Here is a 20,014-nt window from a genome sequence, read left to right as displayed (position 1 = left end):
CGGTTGCCGCGTCGTGCAAAAAGACAGACATGGTTGTCGCGGAACGCGGTTAACCGCGTGTGAAGGTGGGGCGGGAGGAACGGACGCCTTGAGGCATCGCAGACCAGGCCGGCCCATGGGCGCCGACGGAACGGGTGAACCGTGGCGGACCGCGTGAGGGGGGAGAGCCTGCTCGCGGGGGCCGAGGGACCCGTGGTCCAGTTCGAGAACGTCGGGATGCGCTACGGCCTCGGACCGGAGGTCCTGAGCGACGTGAGCTTCGAGATCGCACCCCATTCCTTCCAGTTCCTCACCGGTCCCTCGGGGGCGGGGAAGACCACCCTCTTGCGTCTCATCCTCTTGTCGGTGCGGCCGACGCGCGGGCTGGTCTCGGTGTTCGGCGAGGAGGTCAGCGGCATCGCCAGCGACACCCTCACCTCCCTGCGCCGGCGCATGGGCGTCGTGTTCCAGGATTTCCGGCTGCTCGACCACCTCACCACCTACGAGAACGTCGCCCTGCCCCTGCGCGTCCAGGGCCGGGCGGAGTCGAGCTACCGGGCCGAGGTGGTCGAACTGCTGCGCTGGGTCGGCCTCGGCGAGCGCATGCACGTGCTCCCTCCCCTGCTGTCGGGTGGCGAGAAGCAGCGCGCGGCCATTGCACGGGCGCTGATCGCGCGGCCCGAACTGCTCCTGGCCGACGAACCCACCGGCAACGTCGATCCCGGCCTCGGGCGGCGCCTGCTGCGCCTGTTCATCGAACTCAACCGGCTCGGCACCTCGGTGCTGATCGCCACCCACGATTTCGCGTTGATGGACCTCGTCGACGCCCGCCGGCTCGTGTTGGGCGAGGGCCGGCTGCGCGTGGAGACGCCGTGATGGGCGACACCGCTCCCCTCTCCCGCAAGACGGCCAGGACGGACGCGACCCGGTCCGGGGCGCGGCCAGGTGCGGGCGACGCCGCCGCGGCCGAGCCGCCGCTGCCGCCGACCCTGCGGCGCAACGCGCCCCTGGTCCCGACCGATTCGGCCGCCAGCCGCTCGCTGGCGGCGGTGATCGCCATCCTCACCTTCCTCGCCGCGCTGTGCGCGGGGGCCGCCGAGATGGTGGCCTCCAGCGCCGACCAGTGGCAAGGCGCGGTGGCGCAGGAGGTGACGATCCAGGTGAGGCCGAGCCCCGGCCGCGCCATCGACGCGGACGTCGCCCGGGCCGAGGCCCTGGCCAAGGCGACGCCGGGGATCGCCACCACCCGCGTCTTCTCGAAGGCGGAGGCCGAGCGCCTGCTCGAACCCTGGCTCGGCAGCGGCCTCGACCTGTCGGACCTGCCGGTGCCCCGTCTCGTCACCCTCACCCTGGCGCCGGGACCGAGCCCCGACCTCAAGCCGCTCCGGGCTTCCCTGGCCGAGGCGCTGCCGGGTGTCGCCAGCCTCGACGACCATGCCCTGTGGCTGCGCCGGCTCTCGACCATGGCCAACACCTTCGTCGGGGTCGGGGTCGGCATCGTCGCCCTGGTGCTCATCGCCACCGGGCTCGCGGTGGCCTTCGCGACCCGGGGCGCCATGGCGGGCAACCGCGAGGTGGTGGAGGTGCTGCACTTCGTAGGCGCCGACGACGACTTCATCGCCCGTGCCTTTCAGCGCCGCTTCTTCGGGCTGGGCCTGCGCGGCGGCATCGTCGGATCGGTCGCCGCCCTCGCGGCTTTCGCGGCCGCCGGCGTCGTCGCCCGCGCCTGGCGCACCGGACCGGCGGGCGAGGAACTCGACGCCCTCTTCGGTGCGTTCCACGTCGGCTGGCGCGGCTATGCCAGCGTGCTCCTGATCGGCGTCATCGCCTCGGTGGTCACCGGGCTGGTCTCGCGCCTGACCGTGCGTCGCTTCCTGGCCTGAGCCCGGTTTTGGCATGAGCCGGGTTTTGGCATGAGCCGGGTTTTGGCTTGAAGCGCCCGTCCGCGAGCCCCAGTTCTCGCCAGGCGCCGATCGTCGGCCCGGCGGCGGGGTCTCATCCCCCATCCGGTGCAGGAGCGCCCGCTCGCGCCGACGCCTTGACCCACACCCTTCCTTCGGGTGAGCGTTAACGAGGCGTGAAGCTTTTGCGGCAGAGAGTGGCGCCTCTGCAACGCCGCAATCGCGGCTATCCTCCGGGAGAATGACCACTCGGATGTCTGGCGACACCACCATCAGCCCGCGCGGCGCCTTCGGTTGGGCCTGGGACGAGGCGCCTCCGCGCGGCCCGGCCCTGTCAGCGCCGCCCGTGCGCAGCCGGCCGCCGTCGGTCCAGGGTCGCGCCCTGAGGGGGGTGGCGGTCGTGGGCGGCATCGGCGTCGCGGCGCTGCTGGGTGGTTTTCTGAGCTTCGTCGCCTGCATCGACCGCGACGAACGCGCGCTTTCCGAGCGGCCCGACGCCATCGTCGCCCTCACCGGCGGCGCCCAACGCATCGGCGACGCCATCGATCTCCTGGCCAGCGGCTATGGCCGGCGCCTGCTCATCACCGGGGTCAACGAGCGCACCAGCCGCGACGAGATCACCCGCCTGAACCCGAGCCAGCGCCACTGGATCGAGTGCTGCGTCGACCTCGACTACCGGGCCCGCAACACCATCGGGAACGCCATCGAGACCCGGCGCTGGATGCGGCTGCACCGCTTCAACACCGTGGCGGTGGTGACCTCGAACTATCACATGCCCCGCACGCTGATCGAACTCGACCATGCTCTGGCCGGCCGCGACCGGGTGGTGCCCCATCCCGTCGTCGCCGAGGGCGTCGGCCCGCATTGGTGGCAGAGCCCGGCCTCGACCCGGCTGCTCGCCTCGGAATACGTGAAGTTCCTGGTGGCCTGGGTCCGCACCCGTTTCGAACACGACCCGGAAACCTCGCGCGCTGCGGTCCTGATCGGCCGGCGCAAGCCCGTGCGGGTCGTGTCCGAGACGCTGATGCGCGAGAACGACTGACGTCCTTCAGTCGGACGACGGCTCCGATCGCTCGTGCCTACGCCGCGCCTCGCGCAGGACGATCCACCCTCCCCCCGCCGCCATCAGTGCCAGCACGTACCAGGTGACGGCGTAGACGAGGTGGTCGTTGCGGAAGGCGACCACCGTCAGCCCTCCCACCGGCAGCCCACCGGGATTGGGCTTCGCATCGGCATCGACGAAATAGGGCGCGACGAGTGTGAGCCCACGAGCGGCGGCGATGGCCGCCACGTCGCGGGAATACCAGCGCTCGGCCACCGGATCGTTCGCCCGCAGGAAGGCTCCGCCCGGTTCGCTCAGGCGCAGGAGACCGGTCACCCGGGCCTCGTCCGGTCCCGGCTCCCGGCTCGCCGGCGCGCGCCGGTCCGGAGGCACGAAGCCGCGGTTGATCAGGATGGTCGTCCCGTCGGCTCGGCGCAGCGGCGTCACCACCCAGAAGCCGGGGCCGCGGTCCGTCACCGCCTGGACCAGCGTCTCGCGAGCGTGGAGGAACACACCCTCGGCGCGAACGCGGCGGTACTCGTCGCTCGCCCGCGTCGGCGCAGGCAGGTCGTCGGGAGCGGGCGCCGTCGCCGGCTCGGCCCGGATGCGGGCCTCCACGCGGGCGATCAGGTCCAGTTTCCAGACCCGGCGCTGGAGTTGCCAGGTTCCCAGCGCGACGCAGACCGCGCACACCGTCGCCGCCAGCAGCCCGAGGGTCGCCAGGGTTCGCAGCGAACCGCGGCGACAGTGGGGGATGCCCGCCACGGCCGGTCAGGGCATGTGCTGCTTCATATCCTCGGCCGACATCGGCATCATGTTGGCGTTGAGGTGGTGCATCACCCACAGCGACCCGACCAGGGTGATCACCACGAGGGTCGCGGTGAAGATCAGCGCCAGCACCGTCCAGCCACCCTCCGAGCGAGTGTCCATGTGCAAGAAGTAGATCATGTGGACCACGACCTGGACCATGGCGAAGGCCATGACTACGAAGCCGGTGATGCGCGCGTTGCCGATGACGTCGCCCATCACCAGCCAGAACGGGATCGCCGTCAGGATCGCCGACAGCACGAAGCCGGTGACGTAGCCCCGGACCGAGCCGTGGGGTTCGCCCTCGACGCTGTCGTGGCCGTGGCCGTCCTTGGTCTGCGCGGCATCCGCCGCCGAATTCGCGCGCGTCGCCGAGCTCATTTCAGGGTCCCCATCAGGTAGACAAAGGTGAAGACGCCGATCCAGATCACGTCGAGGAAGTGCCAGAACATCGACAGGCACATCAGCCGGCGCTTGTTGTCGACCTCGAGCCCGCGCACCCCGACCTGGATCATGAGGACGGCGAGCCAGACGATGCCGAGGGAGACGTGCAGCCCGTGCGTCCCGACCAGCACGAAGAAGGAGGACAGGAAGGCGCTGCGCTGGGGCGTCGCCCCCTCGTGGATCAGGTGGGCGAACTCGTAGATCTCGAGACAGACGAAGACGATGGCGAACAGGCCGGTGAGGCCGAGCCACAGGAGCGTCGCGGCCCGTCGGTCCTTCTGCATCTCCAGCATGGCGAAGCCGTAGGTGATGGAGGAGAACAGCAGCATGGCGGTGTTGAGCGCCACGAGCTTGAGGTCGAACAGGTCCGCCGGCGACGGGCCGGCGGCGTAGTTGCGCCCCAACACCGCATGCGTCGCGAACAGGACCGCGAAGATGAGGCAGTCGCTCATCAGGTAGAGCCAGAACCCGATCAGGGTCGCGGGCGCATGGGGATGGTCCTCGGTCTCGTAGAACCGGAGGGCTTCCTCCTCGCCGGAGGTCGCGGTGTCGGCCTGGGTCGCCATGTCGATCAGGCCTGTCTTGCCATCAGCCGCGTCCGCTCGCCCTCGGCCCGCACGACGGCGTCGGCGGGGATGTCGAAGTCGCGGTCATAGTTGAAGGTGTGGGCGATGGAGACCACGAGGATCGCGACGAAGCTGACCGCCGCCAGCGGCCACATGTACCAGATCATCGCGAACGAGAAGACGGTGCTGAGGCCGCCGAGGATCACGCCGGTCGCGGTGTTGCGCGGCATGTGGATCGCCTTGAACCCGGTAAGCGGACGGCTGTAGCCGCGCCGCTTCATGTCCGACCACGCATCGTGGTCGTGGATGACCGGCGTGAAGGCGAAGTTGTAGTCCGGCGGCGGCGAGGCCGTCGACCATTCGAGCGTGCGGCCGCCCCACGGATCGCCGGTGAGGTCGCGCAGTTCGTCGCGCCGGCGGTAGCTGACGACGAGCTGGACGATGAACGAGAGGATGCCGAGCAGGATCAGCACCGAGCCGATCGCCGCGACCACGAACCAGATCTGGAGCGAGGGGTCCTCGATCCGGTTGAGGCGGCGCGTGACGCCCATCAGGCCCAGCAGGTAGAGTGGCATGAAGGCAACGTAGAAGCCGGTCAGCCAGAACCAGAACGACATCTTCCCCCAGAACGGATCGAGCTTGTACCCGAATGCCTTGGGGAACCAGTAGGTGATACCGGCGAACATGCCGAACACGACGCCGCCGATGATGACGTTGTGGAAATGCGCCACCAGGAACAGGCTGTTGTGGAGCACGAAGTCGGCCGGAGGCACCGCCAGCAGCACGCCGGTCATGCCGCCGATGACGAAGGTCACCATGAACCCGAGCGTCCACAGCATCGGCACCTCGAACCGGATGCGGCCGCGGTACATCGTGAACAGCCAGTTGAAGATCTTGGCCCCCGTCGGGATCGAGATGATCATCGTCGTGATGCCGAAGAACGAATTCACCGACGCGCCCGAGCCCATCGTGAAGAAGTGGTGCAACCAAACGAGGTAGGCGAGGATGGTGATGACCACCAGCGCGTAGACCATCGAGGCGTAGCCGAACAGGCGCTTGGACGAATATGTCGAAACGATCTCGGAGAACACGCCGAAGGCCGGCAGGATCAGGATGTAGACTTCCGGGTGACCCCAGATCCAGATCAGGTTCACGTACATCATCGGGTTGCCGCCGAGATCGTTCGTGAAGAAGTGCGTGCCGACGTAGCGGTCGAGGGAGAGCAGCGCCAGGACGGCGGTGAGGATCGGGAAGGCGGCCACGATCAGCACGTTGGTGCAGAGCGAGGACCACACGAAGATCGGCAGCTTCATCATGGTCATGCCGGGCGCGCGCATCTTCACGATGGTGGCGATCAGGTTGATGCCCGACAGGAGCGTCCCGACGCCGGCGATCTGCAGCGCCCAGATGTAGTAGTCGACCCCGACGCCGGGACTGGAATCGGCCCCCGACAGCGGCGGCATGGCGAGCCAGCCGGTGCGGGCGAATTCACCCACGAACAGCGAGGCCATCACGGTGGCCGCCCCGCTCGCCGTCATCCAGAAGCTGAGGTTGTTGAGGAAGGGGAAGGCGACGTCGCGCGCGCCGATCTGAAGCGGGATGACGTAATTCATCAGGCCCGTGACCAGCGGCATCGCCACGAAGAAGATCATGATCACGCCATGGGCCGTGAAGATCTGGTCGTAATGGTGCGGCGGCAGGTAGCCCTCGCCGCCACCGGAGGCCAGCGCCTGCTGGCTGCGCATCAGGAGCGCGTCGGAGAATCCGCGCAGCAACATCACGAGCGCCATCACGATGTACATGATGCCGATCTTCTTGTGGTCGACGGATGTCAGCCAGTCGCGCCACAGCGGCCCCCACCAGCGGAAGTAGGTCATGATGCCCAGAAGCGCCGCGCCGCCGAGCGCGACCATGGCGAAGGTCACGATCAAGATCGGGTCGTGGAGCGGAATGGCGTCCCAGGTCAGTCGCCCGAAGACGAGCGTCTGAAGGTCCGGATTGGAGAACATGCGATCGTCTCGCTCGCTGGTGTCCGCGACGTGTGGTCAGTTGTTCAACTGGGCGGGGGCGGAGCCGCCGTGGTTGTGGCCGCCATGGTTCATGCCAGGTGAGTGACCCTGATGCGGATTGGTCTTTTCCAACTTGTCCTGGCCGGGCTCGTCCTTGCCTGAGCCGTCGCGCGAGCCGCCCGAGGTCACGCCCTGGGGCTTGTGACCGTCGCGCGATTCGCGCCCGGAGGCGGGGAAGGTGGCGCCCACGGCCTCGTCGCCCTGCTCGGCGTGGCGGTTGTCGTAGCGCAGGCGGTCGCGGTTGGCCTGGCTGTCCTTGCCGGCGCCGCCCATGGCGTCGATGTGCATCATCTCGTGCATGCACATCTTGCCCGGCAGCACGCACATGTTGAGCGCAGCCTTGTAGAGCCCGTCCTCGACGGACGCGAAATAGCGGACCGGCTCGGCCTCCGTCGGCTTTTCGAGGGCGATGTAGGCGTCGCGGCTCAAGGGCTTGCCCTCGCCCTTCACCTTGGCGACCCATTCGTCGAACGCCTCGCGCTTGAGGCCGTGGAACTTGAAGTTCATCCGCGAGAAGCCGGAGCCGCTGTAGTTGGCGGAGAAGCCGTCGAAGATCCCGGCCTTGTTGATCACGGCGTGGAGCTTCGTCTCCATGCCGGGCATGGCGTAGATCTGGCCCGCGAGCGCGGGAATGAAGAACGAGTTCATCACGCTGGCCGAGGTGATCTTGAAGGTGATCGGCACGTCGACGGGAGCGGCCAGCTCGTTGACAGTGGCGATTCCCTGATCGGGATAGAAGAACAGCCATTTCCAATCGAGGGCGACGACCTCCACCGTGATCGGCTTAACATCGGCCGGCAGCGGGCGCTTGGCGTCGAGCCTGTCCAGGGGCCGGTAGGGATCGAGGGTGTGGGTGCTGATCCAGGTCAGCGCGCCGAGGGCGATGACGATGGCCAAAGGCGCCGCCCAGATCACCACTTCGAGCTGGGTCGAATGGTGCCAGTCGGGATCGTAGGTCGCTTCCGTGTTCGATGCGCGGTAGCGCCAGGCAACGAGCGCGGTCAGCGCGATCACCGGCACGATGATCAGGAGCATCAGGCCGGTGGAGGCGAGGATCAGGTCGCGCTGGCGCGTGGCGATGTCGCCGGACGGCTGCATCAGCACGACGTTGCAGCCCGACAGCACAACGGCGAGGGCCGCGAGCGCGAGGCATCGCACGGGGCCGCGCCTTGACAGGTCGCGCTTGGATCTGGGGAACATCCGATCTCTGGTCATCGAGCGTGAGCGGCAACCTTGGCGCCGAGGGCACCGGGCGAGGGGTTTCCTGCGCTGCAACACGTCATTCCGCAAGTCCCGGTGCGCAAGCCCCGAGCCCGCGGCGCGACGGCGCATGACCGGCATGGCGGAGACGCGACTCGCGGCGGAGCACCCGGGGCCGAGCACATGACACCGCTTCACCCCGACGCATCTTGCTGCGCTTTGACGCACGATCAGGCTGCCGCATAAGCGTTCCGAAACGGGGCCGCTACGGCGGGCCGCCGAATCAGTCACGCGAGCGATGGCGTCCCATGAGCGCAGACCGAGCCCTGCCCACCTCCACGCCCCTCGAGCGCGACGTGCGGCAGACTACCAACGACGATCACAAGGTGGCACCGGGCGAGATCGCCATCGGCGTCGTGATCGGGCGCATGTCGGAGTACTTCGACTTCTTCGTCTACGGCATCGGCTCGGTGCTGGTGTTCCCCAAGGTGTTCTTTCCGTTCCTGGAGCCGCTGCAGGGCACGCTGGCCGCCTTCGCGATCTTCGCGCTGGCCTTCGTCGCGCGGCCCTTCGGCACCTTCCTGTTCATGGAGATCGGCCGCCGGCACGGTCGCGGCGTGAAGCTGACGACGGCCCTGTTCCTTTTGGGCGGATCGACGGCGGCGATCAGCTTCCTGCCGCGCTACGACCAGATCGGGGTCACCGCCATCCTGCTGCTGGCCGCCTTCCGGATCGGCCAGGGACTGGCGCTGGGCGGCGCCTGGGACGGCCTCGCCTCGCTCCTGGCGCTCAACGCCCCCAAGGAGCGGCGCGGCTGGTACGCGATGATCCCGCAGCTCGGGGCACCGCTGGGCTTCATGCTGGCGAGCCTGCTGTTCGCGTTCTTCCTCATGAACATCTCCACCGACGACTTCGTCGACTGGGGCTGGCGCTACCCGTTCTACGTGGCCTTCGCGGTCAACGTGGTCGCCCTGTTCGCGCGCCTGCGCCTCATCGCGACCGAGGAGTTCACGATGCTCCTCGACCAGAGCGAACTGCTGCCGACGCCGGTGGCGGAGGTCGTGCGGGTCAACGGCCGCGTCATCCTCATCGGCGCCTTCGTGCCGCTGGCGAGCTTCGCGCTGTTCCACCTCGTGACCGTGTTCCCGATCAGCTGGATCGTGCTCTACACCCAGCGCTCGGCCGGCGAGTTCCTGATGGTGCAGTTCGTGGGCGCCATGGTCTGCGCCGGGGCGGTCGTCGCCTCCGGGATCATCGCCGACCAGATCGGCCGCCGGCGGCTGCTGGAATTCGCCGCCGGCCTCGTCGGCCTGTTCGCGCTCGCCAGCATCGTGGCGCCGCTCCTGTTCGAGGAGAGCGCCATCGGCCAGACGATCTACGTGATCGTCGGCTTTGCCCTGCTCGGCCTCTCCTACGGGCAGAGCACCGGTGCGGCGACCTCGAACTTTCCGGCCCGCTACCGCTACACCGGCGCGGCCCTCACATCGGACCTCGCCTGGCTCGTCGGCGCCGGATTCGCACCCCTGGTGGCGCTGAGCCTGTCGAGCAGGTTCGGCCTCGCCTGCATCGGCCTCTACCTGCTCTCGGGCGCGATCTGCACCTTGGCGGCGGTCCGCTTCAACACGCCGGAGATGCGTGCGCGCTGACGGCGGATTGCCTGATGCCGTGCTGAGCGTCACCCCTTTCGAGTCGTGGTGCTCACGTCTGAAGACTCTGGGACACGAACGACGCTATTGCATCATCTTTCCGCAATCGTTCGTTCGCGGTCTTCGGCGTTGGCCTGCGGATGGTTTCGCTACGCGGGTCTTGCATCGACCCTCCGCAGACCTCGCCCCATGGTCGAGGCCATCCCGTCTCGGGGGTCGACGCGGCGCCTCGTCCAATAGCCTTCCGCATTCGACGAACATCGCCTTCGTAGCGACGGTGGCGATCTCCGCTTTCCCTTCTCGCGATGAATGGCCGGTCGCTTCCAGATCATCCGCGCATGCGGACCGAATTCATCGCTCGTCAGTCGGCAAACGGCCGGACGACAGGGGTTGCAGTTACGCAAATCGACCATACCTGTCGGCCGTAATCCTTGGCCTGAATCACGGTCCCGTTGCGCAAAGGCTCACGAAAACGACGTTGAACCTTTCTCAGGATTGCCAGTTAAGCTCGGCATTATCCCCGTGCGTCTTGGAGGTTTCCACAGCGGGACGGAGAAAGGATCGATCACATGGAATCCGCAGAGGCTTGGCACCTGACTGATCGGCTCGCGACCGAGCACGGCAAAGCAGATCCCTTTGCGGCGGCAGTCCGGGCCACCCGGATGGCGATGATCATCACCGACCCGCGCCAGGACGACAATCCCATCGTCTTCGTCAACGACGCGTTCCTGAACCTGACAGGCTATGGGCGGGACGAGGTCATGGGCCGTAACTGTCGCTTCCTCCAGGGAGAGGATACGGACATGGGCGCCGTCGCCCTCGTCCGCGACGCGGTGCAGGACAACCGCGATATCGCCATCGACCTCCTGAACTACCGCAAGGACGGCACCCCGTTCTGGAATGCGCTCTATCTGAGCCCCGTCGTCACCGAGGCCGGCGACCTGCATTATTTCTTCGCCTCGCAGCTCGACGTGACGGACCGGGTCGAAGCGCAGGCCCGGATCCAGGCCGAGAAAGAGCGCTTCGAGCGCGAGGTCGCCCGGAGGACCGCCGACCTCACGGAGGCTCTCGCCGCCAAGACGATGCTGGTCCACGAGGTCGATCACAGGGTCAAGAACAACCTCCAGATGGTCGCTTCGCTTCTCACCATGCAGACCCGCACCATCACCGATCCGACGGCGCGGGCGGCCATGGAGCAGATGCTCAGCCGCGTCGAAGCCCTCGGCACCGTCCATAAGCGCTTGTACCAGTCGCACAATGTCGAGCGTTTCGACGTGGCGGAATTCGCCCGCGAGCTGGTGACCGACCTCATCAACGGGTCCGGACGCCCGGACCTGTCGCTCCATCTCGACCTGGAACCGGTGGAAGTGCCGGTGGAGAAGGCGCCGCCGGTGGCCCTGATGATGAACGAACTCATCACCAACGCCCTCAAGCATGCCTTCCCGGAACAGCGCCCCGGCCGGCTGTCGGTGGCTGTGAGACCGGACGGAAACTATTTCGGGATTACCATCATTGACGACGGTGTCGGCATGTCGACGCAGGCGCCCGTTCGCAGGACCTTCGGCAAGCGGCTGATCGAGACCCTGGCCCGTCAACTGAACGCCAGTATCGCCTGGCAGCCCGCGGATCCCGGGACCCGGATCAACATCCGCCTGCCGCGTGAGGCGGCGGACAGCAGGAACACCGCGTGAGCACTCCCCTGCGCGTCATGATCGTCGAGGACGAGGCCGTCATCCAGATGCAGCTCGAGATGTTGCTGGAAGATGCCGGGCATATCGTGGTGGCGACCGCCTTCTCCGCCGAGGAGGCCATCGCCGACGCCCACAGGACACGTCCGGACGTCGTGTTCGTCGACATGCGGTTGCGGGGGCGCTCGTCGGGGCTCGACGTGGTGGACGCGATCAGAGCGATCGAAGGGACGATCATCGTGTTCGTCACCGCCAACGCCGCCGATCTCGACGAGGAGTGCGACGGGGCCGCTGCCGTCATCGCGAAGCCTTTTTCCGTCGGCGTGATCGAGGAGAGCATGCGCTATATCGAGGAATGCGTGCATCGCCCGCCGCCCGAAGCGAAACGGCCCCTCGGACTTCGGGTCGCACCCTCGTACGACGCCCACCTCGAGTCGTTCCGGCGACCGCAATCTGGAAGCGACCGCGGCGCGCAGTTCTGAAGCCGTTGCGGCCTGCCGTTCTGAGATACCGTTCGCACATCGGACATCGCGAACGTCGATGCGTTGCCCTTTCGGTCACGGTGTTCTTCGAAAAGCGCCGGCGGATACCGAGGAGCCCGGCTTTTGGTCCGTTCCGGCGTGACGAGGTCGCCTCGCCTTGCTACGCCCCGCAGGAGCATGTGTTCGCCGAGCGGCGCTCGCGGACCACCCCTTGACCGATGACGAATTTCCGATGACCGATCCCAGTCGCCGTGCACTCCTTTCCGGTGCCGCCACCAGCCTCCTGACCATGGCGGCCCTCCCCGCCTTCGGGCAGGGCGGTCCGGTCGGCCCCGATGGCATCGACGGCTACCCGCCCTTCGACGACGACCGCCTCTACCGCGACGAAGCCGGACGGCTGTATCGCCGCCGCGGCGGCACCTACGTTCCCTACGGCGAGCGCACCGCCGCGCCGGCTCCCTCGGCGCCGGAGTTCGAGCCCGAGGCAGCCCCCCGGCGGAGGGTCGCCGAGCCGAGGCCGGCGGACAAGATCGCGGCTGCACGGCCCCTCGACAACGGGCCGATCGACTATGCCCGCGCCTATGCCGCGATCCCGGACGAGCCGTTCCCGGTCCTGGCCTTCAACTACAAGCGCATGAACCCGGCCTTCCTGCGCCAGGACATCGCCTACACCGGCCGCGAACCGGCGGGCACCATCCTGGTCGATCCGCGCGCGCATCATCTCACCCTCGTCCAGGGCAACGGTCGCGCCCGCCGCTACGGCGTCGGCGTGGGCAAGCAGGGCTTTTCCTGGTCGGGCATTTCGACGGTCAATTCCAAGCAGGCTTGGCCGGATTGGTATCCGCCCAAGGAGATGATCGCCCGCACCCCGAAACTGGCGCGCCAGGTCTCGCAGCTGCAGAGCGGGCTCGGCGTGCCGGGCGGCTCGCGCAATCCGCTGGGTGCGCGAGCCCATTACCTCTGGCAGGACAACAAGGATACGCTCTACCGCATCCATGGGACGCTGGAGCCGGAATCGATCGGCCGTAGCGTCTCGTCCGGATGTATCCGCATGATCAACCAGGACGTCATCGATCTCTACGGCCGGGTCGAGATCGGGACTCGTGTGGTGGTCTTGGGCTGACGGCCGGCGGGTCGGAGCTGGGCCGGGCCCTGAGGCGTACTGTCCGGAAGCGGAACCTAGGACCGGCCGACCGGATTTCCCCTGACACGAAGGGGCGTCGCCGGATGGTGCTCGCCCGTCACGGAGATCCAGGCATCATGGCAAAGAGCAATCCTGCGCGGGCGCGCGTCGAATCCGATCGCCTCAACACTCCCACCGACCTGTCGCCAGAGGCGACGAAGGTGATTTCCGAAGGGCTGACGGTTCTGCTGTCGGACCTCTTCGCCCTCTATCTGAAGACCAAGAATTTTCACTGGCACATGAGCGGGCCGCATTTCCGCGACTACCATCTGCTCCTCGACGAACAGTCGGACGAGATCTTCGCGATCACCGACGATGTCGCCGAGCGTGCCCGCAAGATCGGCGGCACCACCCTGCGCTCGCTCGGCGAGGCCAAGGCGAAGTCGCGCTTGGCCGACAACGATGCGGAGTACGTCTCGCCGATCGACATGCTGGCGGAACTGCGCGACGACAACAAGTCGCTCGCCGCCAACATGCGGGAGTTTCACGAGGTCACGGACGAGCACAAGGACGTGTCGACCACCAGCCTCCTCGAGGAATGGATCGACCAGGCCGAGCGTCGCACTTGGTTCCTCTACGAGATCACCCGCACGGCGACGCAGTCGGGCCACTGATCGGACGCGAGTGACCGATCGCTTTCGACACGAAAAAGGCCCCGCGTCCGGATGGGACGCGGGGCCTTTTTCACGGGACACGGTGAGTGCCCCGGCCGCTCACGCGGCGGGGGTGATCTCGCCTTCGCGTACCGCCCGCTCGCCGGTGCCGGACTTGATCCGATAGAACGGCTCGCCGGTCTGGTCTTCCGGCACGAGCCGGACGATCTCGAACACGTCCCCCGTGTCGGTCTTGGCGTCGGCATAGCCGATCCGCGAACGGCGGACACGCTGGCCGAGCTTGAATTTATGGGACATGTCGATCTCTTCCTTATCGTGAGGATACGGCTCTGGCCGATCCCTTGGGCGGGACAGCCAGCGCCGCCCTGATTCGGCAGAGGTCGCGCCATCCCCTGCCCTTGGACCACCGGGACGCGGGTCCCGCCCTTCGAGGCCGACGCGCCACGCAAGCGGCGGGTCGACCCTCCAGGGAATTGGTCCTACTTGCGGGTCTTGCCGGCCTTCGCCTTCCGGGCAGCGTAGCGCGCGTCGCGTTGGGCCTTCTGCTCGAGGCGGGCGGCGTTGGCGCGCTCGATCTTGTCGGCGGCTTCCTGCACGGCGGCGGCGGCAAGACGCTCGCGCTCGGCATCGGCCTCGGCCACACGCTGGGCTTCCATCTCGAGGCGGGCAGCCTCGCGGGCGGCGACGCGGATCTCGCGCTCACGGACCACAGCGGCGCGCTCGGCCTTCCGGGCCACGACCTCGGGATCGTCCGCCGGTGGGCGGGCACGAAAGCGCGCAAGCGCAGCCTCACGGGCCTCGGCCTGAGCCTTGAGGCGATCGGTCATCGAGTTTTCGTTGAATTGGCTCACACAGGGTCCTGGTTTGGAGAGCCGGCATATGGCCTGCCCTGGAAAACGAAGGAGGCCGCTCTCCCGTGGGGGAGAGCGGCCTTCGAGACGTCAGGCCCGGAGGCCCGATGGGCTCAAGCGGACTGGAGGTTTCCGGCGGACTGCTTTCCGCTGCGCTTGTCGGTCTCCATCTCGTAGGAAACCTTCTGGCCCTCAGCGAGGCCACGCATGCCGGCGCGCTCGACAGCCGAGATGTGCACGAAAACATCGTTTCCGCCGCCATCCGGCTGGATGAACCCGAAACCCTTTTGCTCGTTGAACCACTTAACAGTACCGACAGCCATAATCATCCTTCGCCCTTGCGGGCATAGTTCTCGGACAACCCGCGCGGGATCTGCGCAGGCTTCGTCCGCTTTACCGATGTTGAGAGAGAGAGACGGACAACCGGCCTTTTGGGGCCGCAAAACCGAAAACCTGGCGCAAATCAGTCTGACAGACATAGCCTTTCGGGATCGATTTTGCAAACCTTTTACGGCCGAGGATCGGAGACGGCGGATTTATTGACGAATGCCTTAAGAACAAGCTCGACTTTCATCACCCCGGCATCGTCGGGGTCGGCCTTGGTCGTGAACCCGAGGCGGCGGCAGACCGCCAGCATCGGGCGGTTCTCGCGCAGCACCGACCCTTCGATCCGCTCGAGCCCCTCGGTCCTGGCCCAGTCGATCATCATCCTCATGAGAGCATGGCCGAGGCCGAGCCCCTTCGTGTCGCTGCGCACGAGGATCGCGTACTCGCCCGCGACATGGTTGGCGTCGGCGTGGAGCCGCACGGCACCCAGCATCGTCCCGGTCTGCGCCTCCTGCGCCACGAAGGCGATGGCGCGGGCGTAATCGAGCTGGGTCAGGCGGGCCAGGAAGGCGTGGTTGAAGTCGCGCACGGGCGCGAAGAAGCGCAGCCGCAGATCCTCGGCGCTGACCTGCGCGAAGAAGTCGTGGAACAGCGCCTCGTCCTCCGGCCGCACCGGGCGCACCCGGATCGCGCGGCCCTTCAGGGCGATCGATCGCTCCCACTCCACCGGATAGGGGCGGATGGCGAAACGCGGATGATGGGCCCCGCGCGGGCGCTCGCCGGCCCGGACGACCTGCGGCGCGATCATGACCCGGCCGTCGAGGGCGACGACCCCATCGGCATCCGACAGCAACGGGTTGATGTCGAGTTCGCGCACCTCCGGCAGGTCGGCGGCGAGCTGGGCGAGCTTGACGAGGACGAGGGCCAGCGCATGGCGGTCGACCGCCGGCACGTCGCGGTATGCGGCCAGGCGCCGGGCGACACGGGTGCGGTCGATGAGATCCTGCGCCAGACGCAGATCGAGGGGCGGCAGGCCGAGCGCCCTGTCGTCGATGACCTCCACCGCGGTGCCGCCGCGGCCGAACACGACGACCGGGCCGAAGACGGGGTCTTCGGCGAGGCCCGCGATCAACTCGCGCTGCTTGCCCGCCCTCACCATCGGCTGGACGGCGAAGCCGGTGATCCGCGCGTCGGGGCGCGAGCGTCTGACGCCGGCCACGATGGCGGCGGCGGCCTCGCGGATGTCGGCCTCGCTGGTCAGGTCGAGGCGCACGCCGCCGACGTCGGACTTGTGGACGATATCGGGCGAGACGAGCTTCAGGGCGACGGTGCCGCCGGCTGCGATGATCGCCCAGCCGGCGGCGGCGGCGGCCTCCGCGTCCGGCGCCAGCGTCACGGGCAGGCTTGGGATGCCGTAGGCGGCAAGGAGACCCGCCACCGAGACGGGATCGAGCCAGGTGCAGCCCTCCGTCAGAGCCGCTTCCACCAGGGTGCGAGCCCGCGCCCTGTCGGGCAGGAAGTCCCGCGGCAGCGAGTCGGGCGTGCGCATGAGGTCGTCCTGCGCCTCCCGGTAGCGGACGAGATGCAGGAAACCCTGCACCGCATCCGAATCGGTGGAGAAGCGGGGGATGCCCGCCTTGGCGAAGGCCGCCAGCGCCGCCTCGTCTTCGCCGAGGGAGACTGCGAACACCGGCTTCCTGCGGCCCTCGCGGCTTCGCGCCGTCGTCACCGTCGCCGCGATGGCCTCGGCCACGGCTGCGCTGTCGGAGCGGGCCGTGGGGACATGGATCGCGAGGATCGCGTCGACGGCCGGGTCGGCCAGCAGAGGCGACAGGGCGGTCTCGTAGTGGGGCGCGTTCGCCCCGATCCCGAGATCGACCGGATTGGCCTCCAGCGGCGCCAAGGTGCCACCACCATCGGCGAGCTGATCGGCGGCGAGCGCCCCGATGCCGTAGCCGTTGGCGAGGATGGCCAGGCGACGTCCCGGAAACGGGCGTTGCCGGCCCAACGTCTCCACAGCCGAGAACATCGCATCGAGATTGCCGACGCTGAGCAGGCCGGCCCGGCGAAAGGCCGCCTCGTAGACCGCGTCCGGCCGCGCGAGGGCACCGGTGTGGGTGAGGCTCGCGGGGCCAACGGCGGTGATCGCGGCGGGATGCCGGCCGGTGCGCAGGACCACCACGGGCTTGGCCCGAGCCGCGGCGCGGGCCGCCGACATGAACTTGCCCGCGTCCCGCACCACGTCGATGGACAGCAGGATCGCGCGGGTGTGAATGTCGCCGGCAAAATAATCGAGGCAATCGGCGACGTCGATATCGCAGGCTTGGCCCAGAGTGATCGCCGCCGAGAAACCCACCGCACGCTTGGCGGCCCAAGCCACGATGCCGGCCGCGACCGTTCCCGATTGCGATATCAGGGCCAGGTCGCCCGCGGAGGGCGCTCTCGAGAACAGGCTGGCATCGAGGCAGGCCGCCGGCGAGGACAAGCCGATGCTGCCAGGGCCGACGATCCGCAGCCCGTAGGGTTTGGCCGCAGCCCAGACGTCCCGGCACAAGACGTCGTCGCGGTCTGCGGTCAGCACCACCGCGACCCTGGCGCCGCACGCTCCGGCCTCCGCGACCAGACGAGGCACGGCCGTTGGCGGAGCGGCAATCAGGACGAGATCGGGAGGTTCGAGCTCGGCGAAGGACGCGACGCTCTGCGTGTCGCCGACGATTCCCCCCACCATCGAGATCGTGCCGCGAAACTGGCTCGCCCGTAGATTGGCGACCATGCCCCGGCCGAGCGCGGCCGATGTCTCATCGGCGACCGCCACGACCACGAATCGCGGCGCGAGCAGGGCGTCGAACCTGGATGTACTCATCGATTCGTCAGCCCGTGCCCGGGCCGGACCCTCGCCCGCCTGCACCGGGCAGGCAAGGGCTCCGGGGAGTCGGGTCGGTCAGGACGCCGAGAGACCGGGCAGAACGAGCGTCTCCTGAAGCCGGAAGATGCAGGGCCACCTCATCCGGATCACGAGATCCTGCGCCTCTTCCAGGCTGATCGCGCGTTGGCGCGCAACTTCATCGAGACTGATCCATCCGGCTGCCATCGCAGACCCTCCCCTTCGTGCGTTCGGTGCGTTAAGGCGCGGATGCGCGTCGGGTTCCGGGTGGATCGTCAGCCCGGGCCCGCGCCGGAGCAGCCATGGTCGAGGTCCGGGAATCCATCGTCTGCGCGATGCGCGAGATGATCGCGTGCGGCCTCAGCCAAGGCACCGCCGGCAACATCAGCGTGCGGCACGGCGACGGCTTCCTGGTGACACCCTCCGGCATCGCCGCGGACGCCCTGCGGCCGGAGGATATCGTGCCGATGACGATGGCGGGCACCCACGACCATGCCCTGGCGCCGTCTTCGGAATGGCGGTTCCATCGCGACATCCTGGCGGCGCGCCCGGAATTCGAAGCGATCGTCCACGCCCACCCGACCTATTGCACCGCCTTCGCCATCTGCGGTCGGTCGATCCCGGCCGTGCACTACATGATCGCCGCGGCCGGCGGCCCGACGATCCGCTGCGCGCCCTATGCGCCCTACGGCACCCAGGCGCTGTCCGACCACGCCGTGGCGGCGATGGAGGCGCGCAACGGCTGCCTCCTGGCCAACCACGGCATGATCGCGGCCGGCCCGACGCTGGCCAAGGCGCTCTGGCTCGCCGTCGAGATGGAGGCCCTGTGCCGCCAGTATGCGGTGGCCCTGCAGGTCGGGGCTCCGGTCGTTCTGCCCGACGAAGAGATCGCCCGCACGGTCGACCGCTTCAGGTCCTACGGACCGCGTCACCGCGACCCGGCATAGGCGGGCGCCACAGGCCCGGTCGCGTCGACGGCCATCAGGACCGACCGCACCGGGACACGGTTCCCCGGACGCCAGAGTTGCGGTCCTCGACCTTGCATGCACCGGGCGATCCCCGGCCTCGCCCCGAGGGTTGCGGTGCCGGGACGTTGCGGCACGTCGCGCCGACCCGACATCTGGGGGCGGGTAAATTCTACCTCAAGTTGTCAAACAACGACCATGGATAGCCGGCGCTCCACCTTTGAAAATCAGGCAGTGCCCAGGTGGGGATATGGCTACACGGTGATCGGCACCGAGGGTTGTTCACGTCGATGCAACAAATCGACACAGACCGCATGGTGTGGCGATGACGATGCCTCACGACAGGATCCACCCTCCATTTACAAAGAGAATACAGTCGCAATTCCTCATATTACGCCTCTTGCGCTCTGAATTGGAACATCTTAGGAGCATCGAACAGACGCTGTCGCTAGGCTTGCCATCGCATCGTATTTCGATGCCGTATACGGGCCAAAGATTGTATACAAAATACTATCGGGAGTTGAGAATGAAGGCCGAGATCGATACGGGAGCGGATTACATCGAGCTTGCAGCCGGCGTCGTCTCGGCCTTCGTCAGCAACAATTCGGTTCCGATCGTCGAACTGCCCGCCCTGATCGCGCTGGTCCACGGGACGCTCGCACGCCTGGCGGGCGACATCGTCGAGGAGAAGCCCGAGCCGCTCACCCCCGCGGTGTCGGTCAAGCGCTCGGTGACGGCAGATCACATCGTGTGCCTGGAGGACGGGAAGAAGTTCAAATCCCTCAAGCGGCATCTGCGGACACGCTACGGAATGACCCCGGACGAGTATCGCGCGAAGTGGAACCTCGCGAGCGACTATCCGATGGTGGCTCCGAACTACGCCGCGGCTCGGTCGGAGCTCGCCAAGAACATGGGGCTCGGCCAGCAGCGCCGGAAATCCCGCGCCCCCGTAGCCACGGAAGGTACACCGGCGGCACCCGATGCGCCGGTGCGCGCGCGACGCGCGAAGCCAACGGCCTCGGCCTGACCATCCACGCACCTCGGCTCGGCGGCTGCAGACACCTCCCCAAGGGGGTGAGCGGGGCCGGTCCGGAGCGTCGCCACAGAAGCGGCTCCGGACGATGTCCACAGGAAAGGCGCCCCTTGCCGAGCGGTCGTCCGCGCTCGGCGGCGCCGGCATATCCCCTTTGAACGAATTGGCGTTTTCACGATCCCGCCGCGATGACGGGCTTCCCGGCGCGCCGATCGTCGGCCCGTTGTCCCCAGACGCGGTCGTCTTGCGTTAGCGCCGATGCAACGCTGCGCATGAGATCTCCTTCGACAGGTACGCGTCGTCGGGCAACCCGCGGGGGAAGCCGACAGGCTT

19 protein-coding genes are annotated in these 20,014 nt (G+C 67.8%); 10 read left to right on the top strand and 9 right to left on the bottom strand.

Features of this window, described 5'->3' with window-relative positions; translation table 11 throughout:
* Positions 1–153: 153 nt before the first annotated feature.
* The 3 genes from ftsE to ASG59_RS19060 all read left to right on the top strand — a co-directional run bounded on the left by ftsE (position 154) and on the right by ASG59_RS19060 (position 2,922).
* Positions 154–855, top strand: coding sequence for a cell division ATP-binding protein FtsE (ftsE, locus tag ASG59_RS19070; protein ID WP_082494679.1), 702 nt, complete (start codon positions 154–156; stop codon positions 853–855).
* On the top strand, positions 855–1,862 hold the full coding sequence (locus tag ASG59_RS19065; protein WP_056410880.1) for an ABC transporter permease: 1,008 nt from the start codon (positions 855–857) through the stop codon (positions 1,860–1,862). Before ftsE ends, ASG59_RS19065 begins: the two co-directional genes overlap by 1 nt.
* Before the next feature lie 271 nt (positions 1,863–2,133).
* Positions 2,134–2,922: a YdcF family protein gene (locus ASG59_RS19060; RefSeq protein ID WP_082528857.1), complete on the top strand. Its 789-nt coding sequence runs from the start codon at positions 2,134–2,136 to the stop codon at positions 2,920–2,922.
* Between the two features lie 6 nt (positions 2,923–2,928).
* Here the strand turns inward: ASG59_RS19060 and ASG59_RS19055 are convergent, their stop codons facing one another.
* The 5 genes from ASG59_RS19055 to cyoA are packed head-to-tail and all read right to left on the bottom strand — an operon-like array spanning position 2,929 to position 8,008.
* Complete coding sequence (locus ASG59_RS19055) at positions 2,929–3,654, bottom strand: SURF1 family protein (protein ID WP_056411052.1); 726 nt, start codon at positions 3,652–3,654, stop codon at positions 2,929–2,931.
* Positions 3,655–3,693: 39 nt separating this feature from the next.
* Positions 3,694–4,110 carry a cytochrome o ubiquinol oxidase subunit IV gene (gene cyoD, locus ASG59_RS19050; protein ID WP_055889755.1) on the bottom strand — a complete coding sequence of 139 codons (417 nt, stop codon included), beginning with the start codon at positions 4,108–4,110 and terminating at the stop codon, positions 3,694–3,696.
* Positions 4,107–4,739 carry a cytochrome o ubiquinol oxidase subunit III gene (gene cyoC / locus ASG59_RS19045; RefSeq protein WP_056410877.1) on the bottom strand — a complete coding sequence of 211 codons (633 nt, stop codon included), beginning with the start codon at positions 4,737–4,739 and terminating at the stop codon, positions 4,107–4,109. The genes cyoD and cyoC overlap by 4 nt, the downstream gene beginning before the upstream one ends.
* Before the next feature lie 5 nt (positions 4,740–4,744).
* On the bottom strand, positions 4,745–6,748 hold the full coding sequence (cyoB, locus tag ASG59_RS19040; protein WP_055889759.1) for a cytochrome o ubiquinol oxidase subunit I: 2,004 nt from the start codon (positions 6,746–6,748) through the stop codon (positions 4,745–4,747).
* A gap of 36 nt (positions 6,749–6,784) precedes the next feature.
* Entirely contained in the window at positions 6,785–8,008 is a 1,224-nt protein-coding gene (gene cyoA, locus ASG59_RS19035; RefSeq protein ID WP_056410874.1) for a ubiquinol oxidase subunit II, read from the bottom strand.
* A gap of 308 nt (positions 8,009–8,316) precedes the next feature.
* On the opposite strand from cyoA, the gene ASG59_RS19030 reads away from it, so the two are divergent.
* From ASG59_RS19030 to ASG59_RS19010, 5 genes are all read left to right on the top strand, one after another.
* Positions 8,317–9,654, top strand: coding sequence for an MFS transporter (locus tag ASG59_RS19030; RefSeq protein ID WP_055889771.1), 1,338 nt, complete (start codon positions 8,317–8,319; stop codon positions 9,652–9,654).
* A 569-nt stretch (positions 9,655–10,223) separates the two neighbouring features.
* Positions 10,224–11,345 (top strand): histidine kinase dimerization/phosphoacceptor domain -containing protein, encoded by a 1,122-nt coding sequence (locus ASG59_RS19025; protein WP_056410872.1) that lies wholly within the window; start codon positions 10,224–10,226, stop codon positions 11,343–11,345.
* A 17-nt stretch (positions 11,346–11,362) separates the two neighbouring features.
* A complete protein-coding gene (locus ASG59_RS19020; RefSeq protein WP_244475768.1) occupies positions 11,363–11,824 on the top strand; it encodes a response regulator in 462 nt (153 codons plus the stop codon).
* Positions 11,825–12,056: 232 nt separating this feature from the next.
* Positions 12,057–12,947 carry a L,D-transpeptidase gene (locus ASG59_RS19015; RefSeq protein ID WP_056410866.1) on the top strand — a complete coding sequence of 297 codons (891 nt, stop codon included), beginning with the start codon at positions 12,057–12,059 and terminating at the stop codon, positions 12,945–12,947.
* 137 nt (positions 12,948–13,084) lie between these two features.
* A complete protein-coding gene (locus ASG59_RS19010) occupies positions 13,085–13,621 on the top strand; it encodes a DNA starvation/stationary phase protection protein (protein ID WP_056411049.1) in 537 nt (178 codons plus the stop codon).
* A 99-nt stretch (positions 13,622–13,720) separates the two neighbouring features.
* On the opposite strand, the gene ASG59_RS19005 is transcribed toward ASG59_RS19010, so the two are convergent.
* The 4 genes from ASG59_RS19005 to ASG59_RS18990 all read right to left on the bottom strand — a co-directional run bounded on the left by ASG59_RS19005 (position 13,721) and on the right by ASG59_RS18990 (position 17,662).
* Positions 13,721–13,918 carry a hypothetical protein gene (locus ASG59_RS19005; protein WP_055889782.1) on the bottom strand — a complete coding sequence of 66 codons (198 nt, stop codon included), beginning with the start codon at positions 13,916–13,918 and terminating at the stop codon, positions 13,721–13,723.
* A gap of 182 nt (positions 13,919–14,100) precedes the next feature.
* Positions 14,101–14,472, bottom strand: coding sequence for a DUF6481 family protein (locus ASG59_RS19000; RefSeq protein WP_274533844.1), 372 nt, complete (start codon positions 14,470–14,472; stop codon positions 14,101–14,103).
* Positions 14,473–14,585: 113 nt separating this feature from the next.
* On the bottom strand, positions 14,586–14,795 hold the full coding sequence (locus ASG59_RS18995) for a cold-shock protein (RefSeq protein ID WP_055889794.1): 210 nt from the start codon (positions 14,793–14,795) through the stop codon (positions 14,586–14,588).
* 185 nt (positions 14,796–14,980) lie between these two features.
* Positions 14,981–17,662 carry a bifunctional acetate--CoA ligase family protein/GNAT family N-acetyltransferase gene (locus ASG59_RS18990; protein WP_056410863.1) on the bottom strand — a complete coding sequence of 894 codons (2,682 nt, stop codon included), beginning with the start codon at positions 17,660–17,662 and terminating at the stop codon, positions 14,981–14,983.
* Positions 17,663–17,985: 323 nt separating this feature from the next.
* On the opposite strand from ASG59_RS18990, the gene ASG59_RS18985 reads away from it, so the two are divergent.
* Both ASG59_RS18985 and ASG59_RS18980 read left to right on the top strand, forming a co-directional pair.
* Entirely contained in the window at positions 17,986–18,630 is a 645-nt protein-coding gene (locus ASG59_RS18985) for a class II aldolase/adducin family protein (RefSeq protein ID WP_055889800.1), read from the top strand.
* Positions 18,631–19,174: 544 nt separating this feature from the next.
* On the top strand, positions 19,175–19,675 hold the full coding sequence (locus ASG59_RS18980; protein ID WP_055889802.1) for a MucR family transcriptional regulator: 501 nt from the start codon (positions 19,175–19,177) through the stop codon (positions 19,673–19,675).
* The last annotated feature ends 339 nt before the right edge of the window (positions 19,676–20,014 follow it).

It is taken from the genome of Methylobacterium sp. Leaf466 (genome assembly GCF_001425565.1).
Lineage (GTDB): Bacteria > Pseudomonadota > Alphaproteobacteria > Rhizobiales > Beijerinckiaceae > Methylobacterium.
Note: the sequence above shows the minus strand (reverse complement) of the source record. Positions and strands in the feature narration are given on the sequence as shown.

Excerpts from the sequence above, each read along its gene's own strand:
- ASG59_RS19020 (WP_244475768.1), top strand. The coding sequence starts at position 11,363 with ATGATCGTCGAGGACGAGGCCGTCATCCAGATGCAGCTCGAGATGTTG.
- ASG59_RS19060 (WP_082528857.1), top strand. The coding sequence starts at position 2,134 with ATGTCTGGCGACACCACCATCAGCCCGCGCGGCGCCTTCGGTTGGGCC.
- cyoB (WP_055889759.1), bottom strand. The coding sequence starts at position 6,748 with ATGTTCTCCAATCCGGACCTTCAGACGCTCGTCTTCGGGCGACTGACC.
- ASG59_RS19005 (WP_055889782.1), bottom strand. The coding sequence starts at position 13,918 with ATGTCCCATAAATTCAAGCTCGGCCAGCGTGTCCGCCGTTCGCGGATC.
- ASG59_RS18985 (WP_055889800.1), top strand. The coding sequence starts at position 17,986 with ATGGTCGAGGTCCGGGAATCCATCGTCTGCGCGATGCGCGAGATGATC.
- ASG59_RS18995 (WP_055889794.1), bottom strand. The coding sequence starts at position 14,795 with ATGGCTGTCGGTACTGTTAAGTGGTTCAACGAGCAAAAGGGTTTCGGG.
- ASG59_RS19030 (WP_055889771.1), top strand. The coding sequence starts at position 8,317 with ATGAGCGCAGACCGAGCCCTGCCCACCTCCACGCCCCTCGAGCGCGAC.
- cyoA (WP_056410874.1), bottom strand. The coding sequence starts at position 8,008 with ATGTTCCCCAGATCCAAGCGCGACCTGTCAAGGCGCGGCCCCGTGCGA.
- ASG59_RS19015 (WP_056410866.1), top strand. The coding sequence starts at position 12,057 with ATGACCGATCCCAGTCGCCGTGCACTCCTTTCCGGTGCCGCCACCAGC.
- cyoC (WP_056410877.1), bottom strand. The coding sequence starts at position 4,739 with ATGGCGACCCAGGCCGACACCGCGACCTCCGGCGAGGAGGAAGCCCTC.
- ASG59_RS19025 (WP_056410872.1), top strand. The coding sequence starts at position 10,224 with ATGGAATCCGCAGAGGCTTGGCACCTGACTGATCGGCTCGCGACCGAG.
- ASG59_RS19065 (WP_056410880.1), top strand. The coding sequence starts at position 855 with ATGGGCGACACCGCTCCCCTCTCCCGCAAGACGGCCAGGACGGACGCG.
- cyoD (WP_055889755.1), bottom strand. The coding sequence starts at position 4,110 with ATGAGCTCGGCGACGCGCGCGAATTCGGCGGCGGATGCCGCGCAGACC.
- ASG59_RS18980 (WP_055889802.1), top strand. The coding sequence starts at position 19,175 with ATGAAGGCCGAGATCGATACGGGAGCGGATTACATCGAGCTTGCAGCC.
- ASG59_RS19010 (WP_056411049.1), top strand. The coding sequence starts at position 13,085 with ATGGCAAAGAGCAATCCTGCGCGGGCGCGCGTCGAATCCGATCGCCTC.
- ASG59_RS18990 (WP_056410863.1), bottom strand. The coding sequence starts at position 17,662 with ATGAGTACATCCAGGTTCGACGCCCTGCTCGCGCCGCGATTCGTGGTC.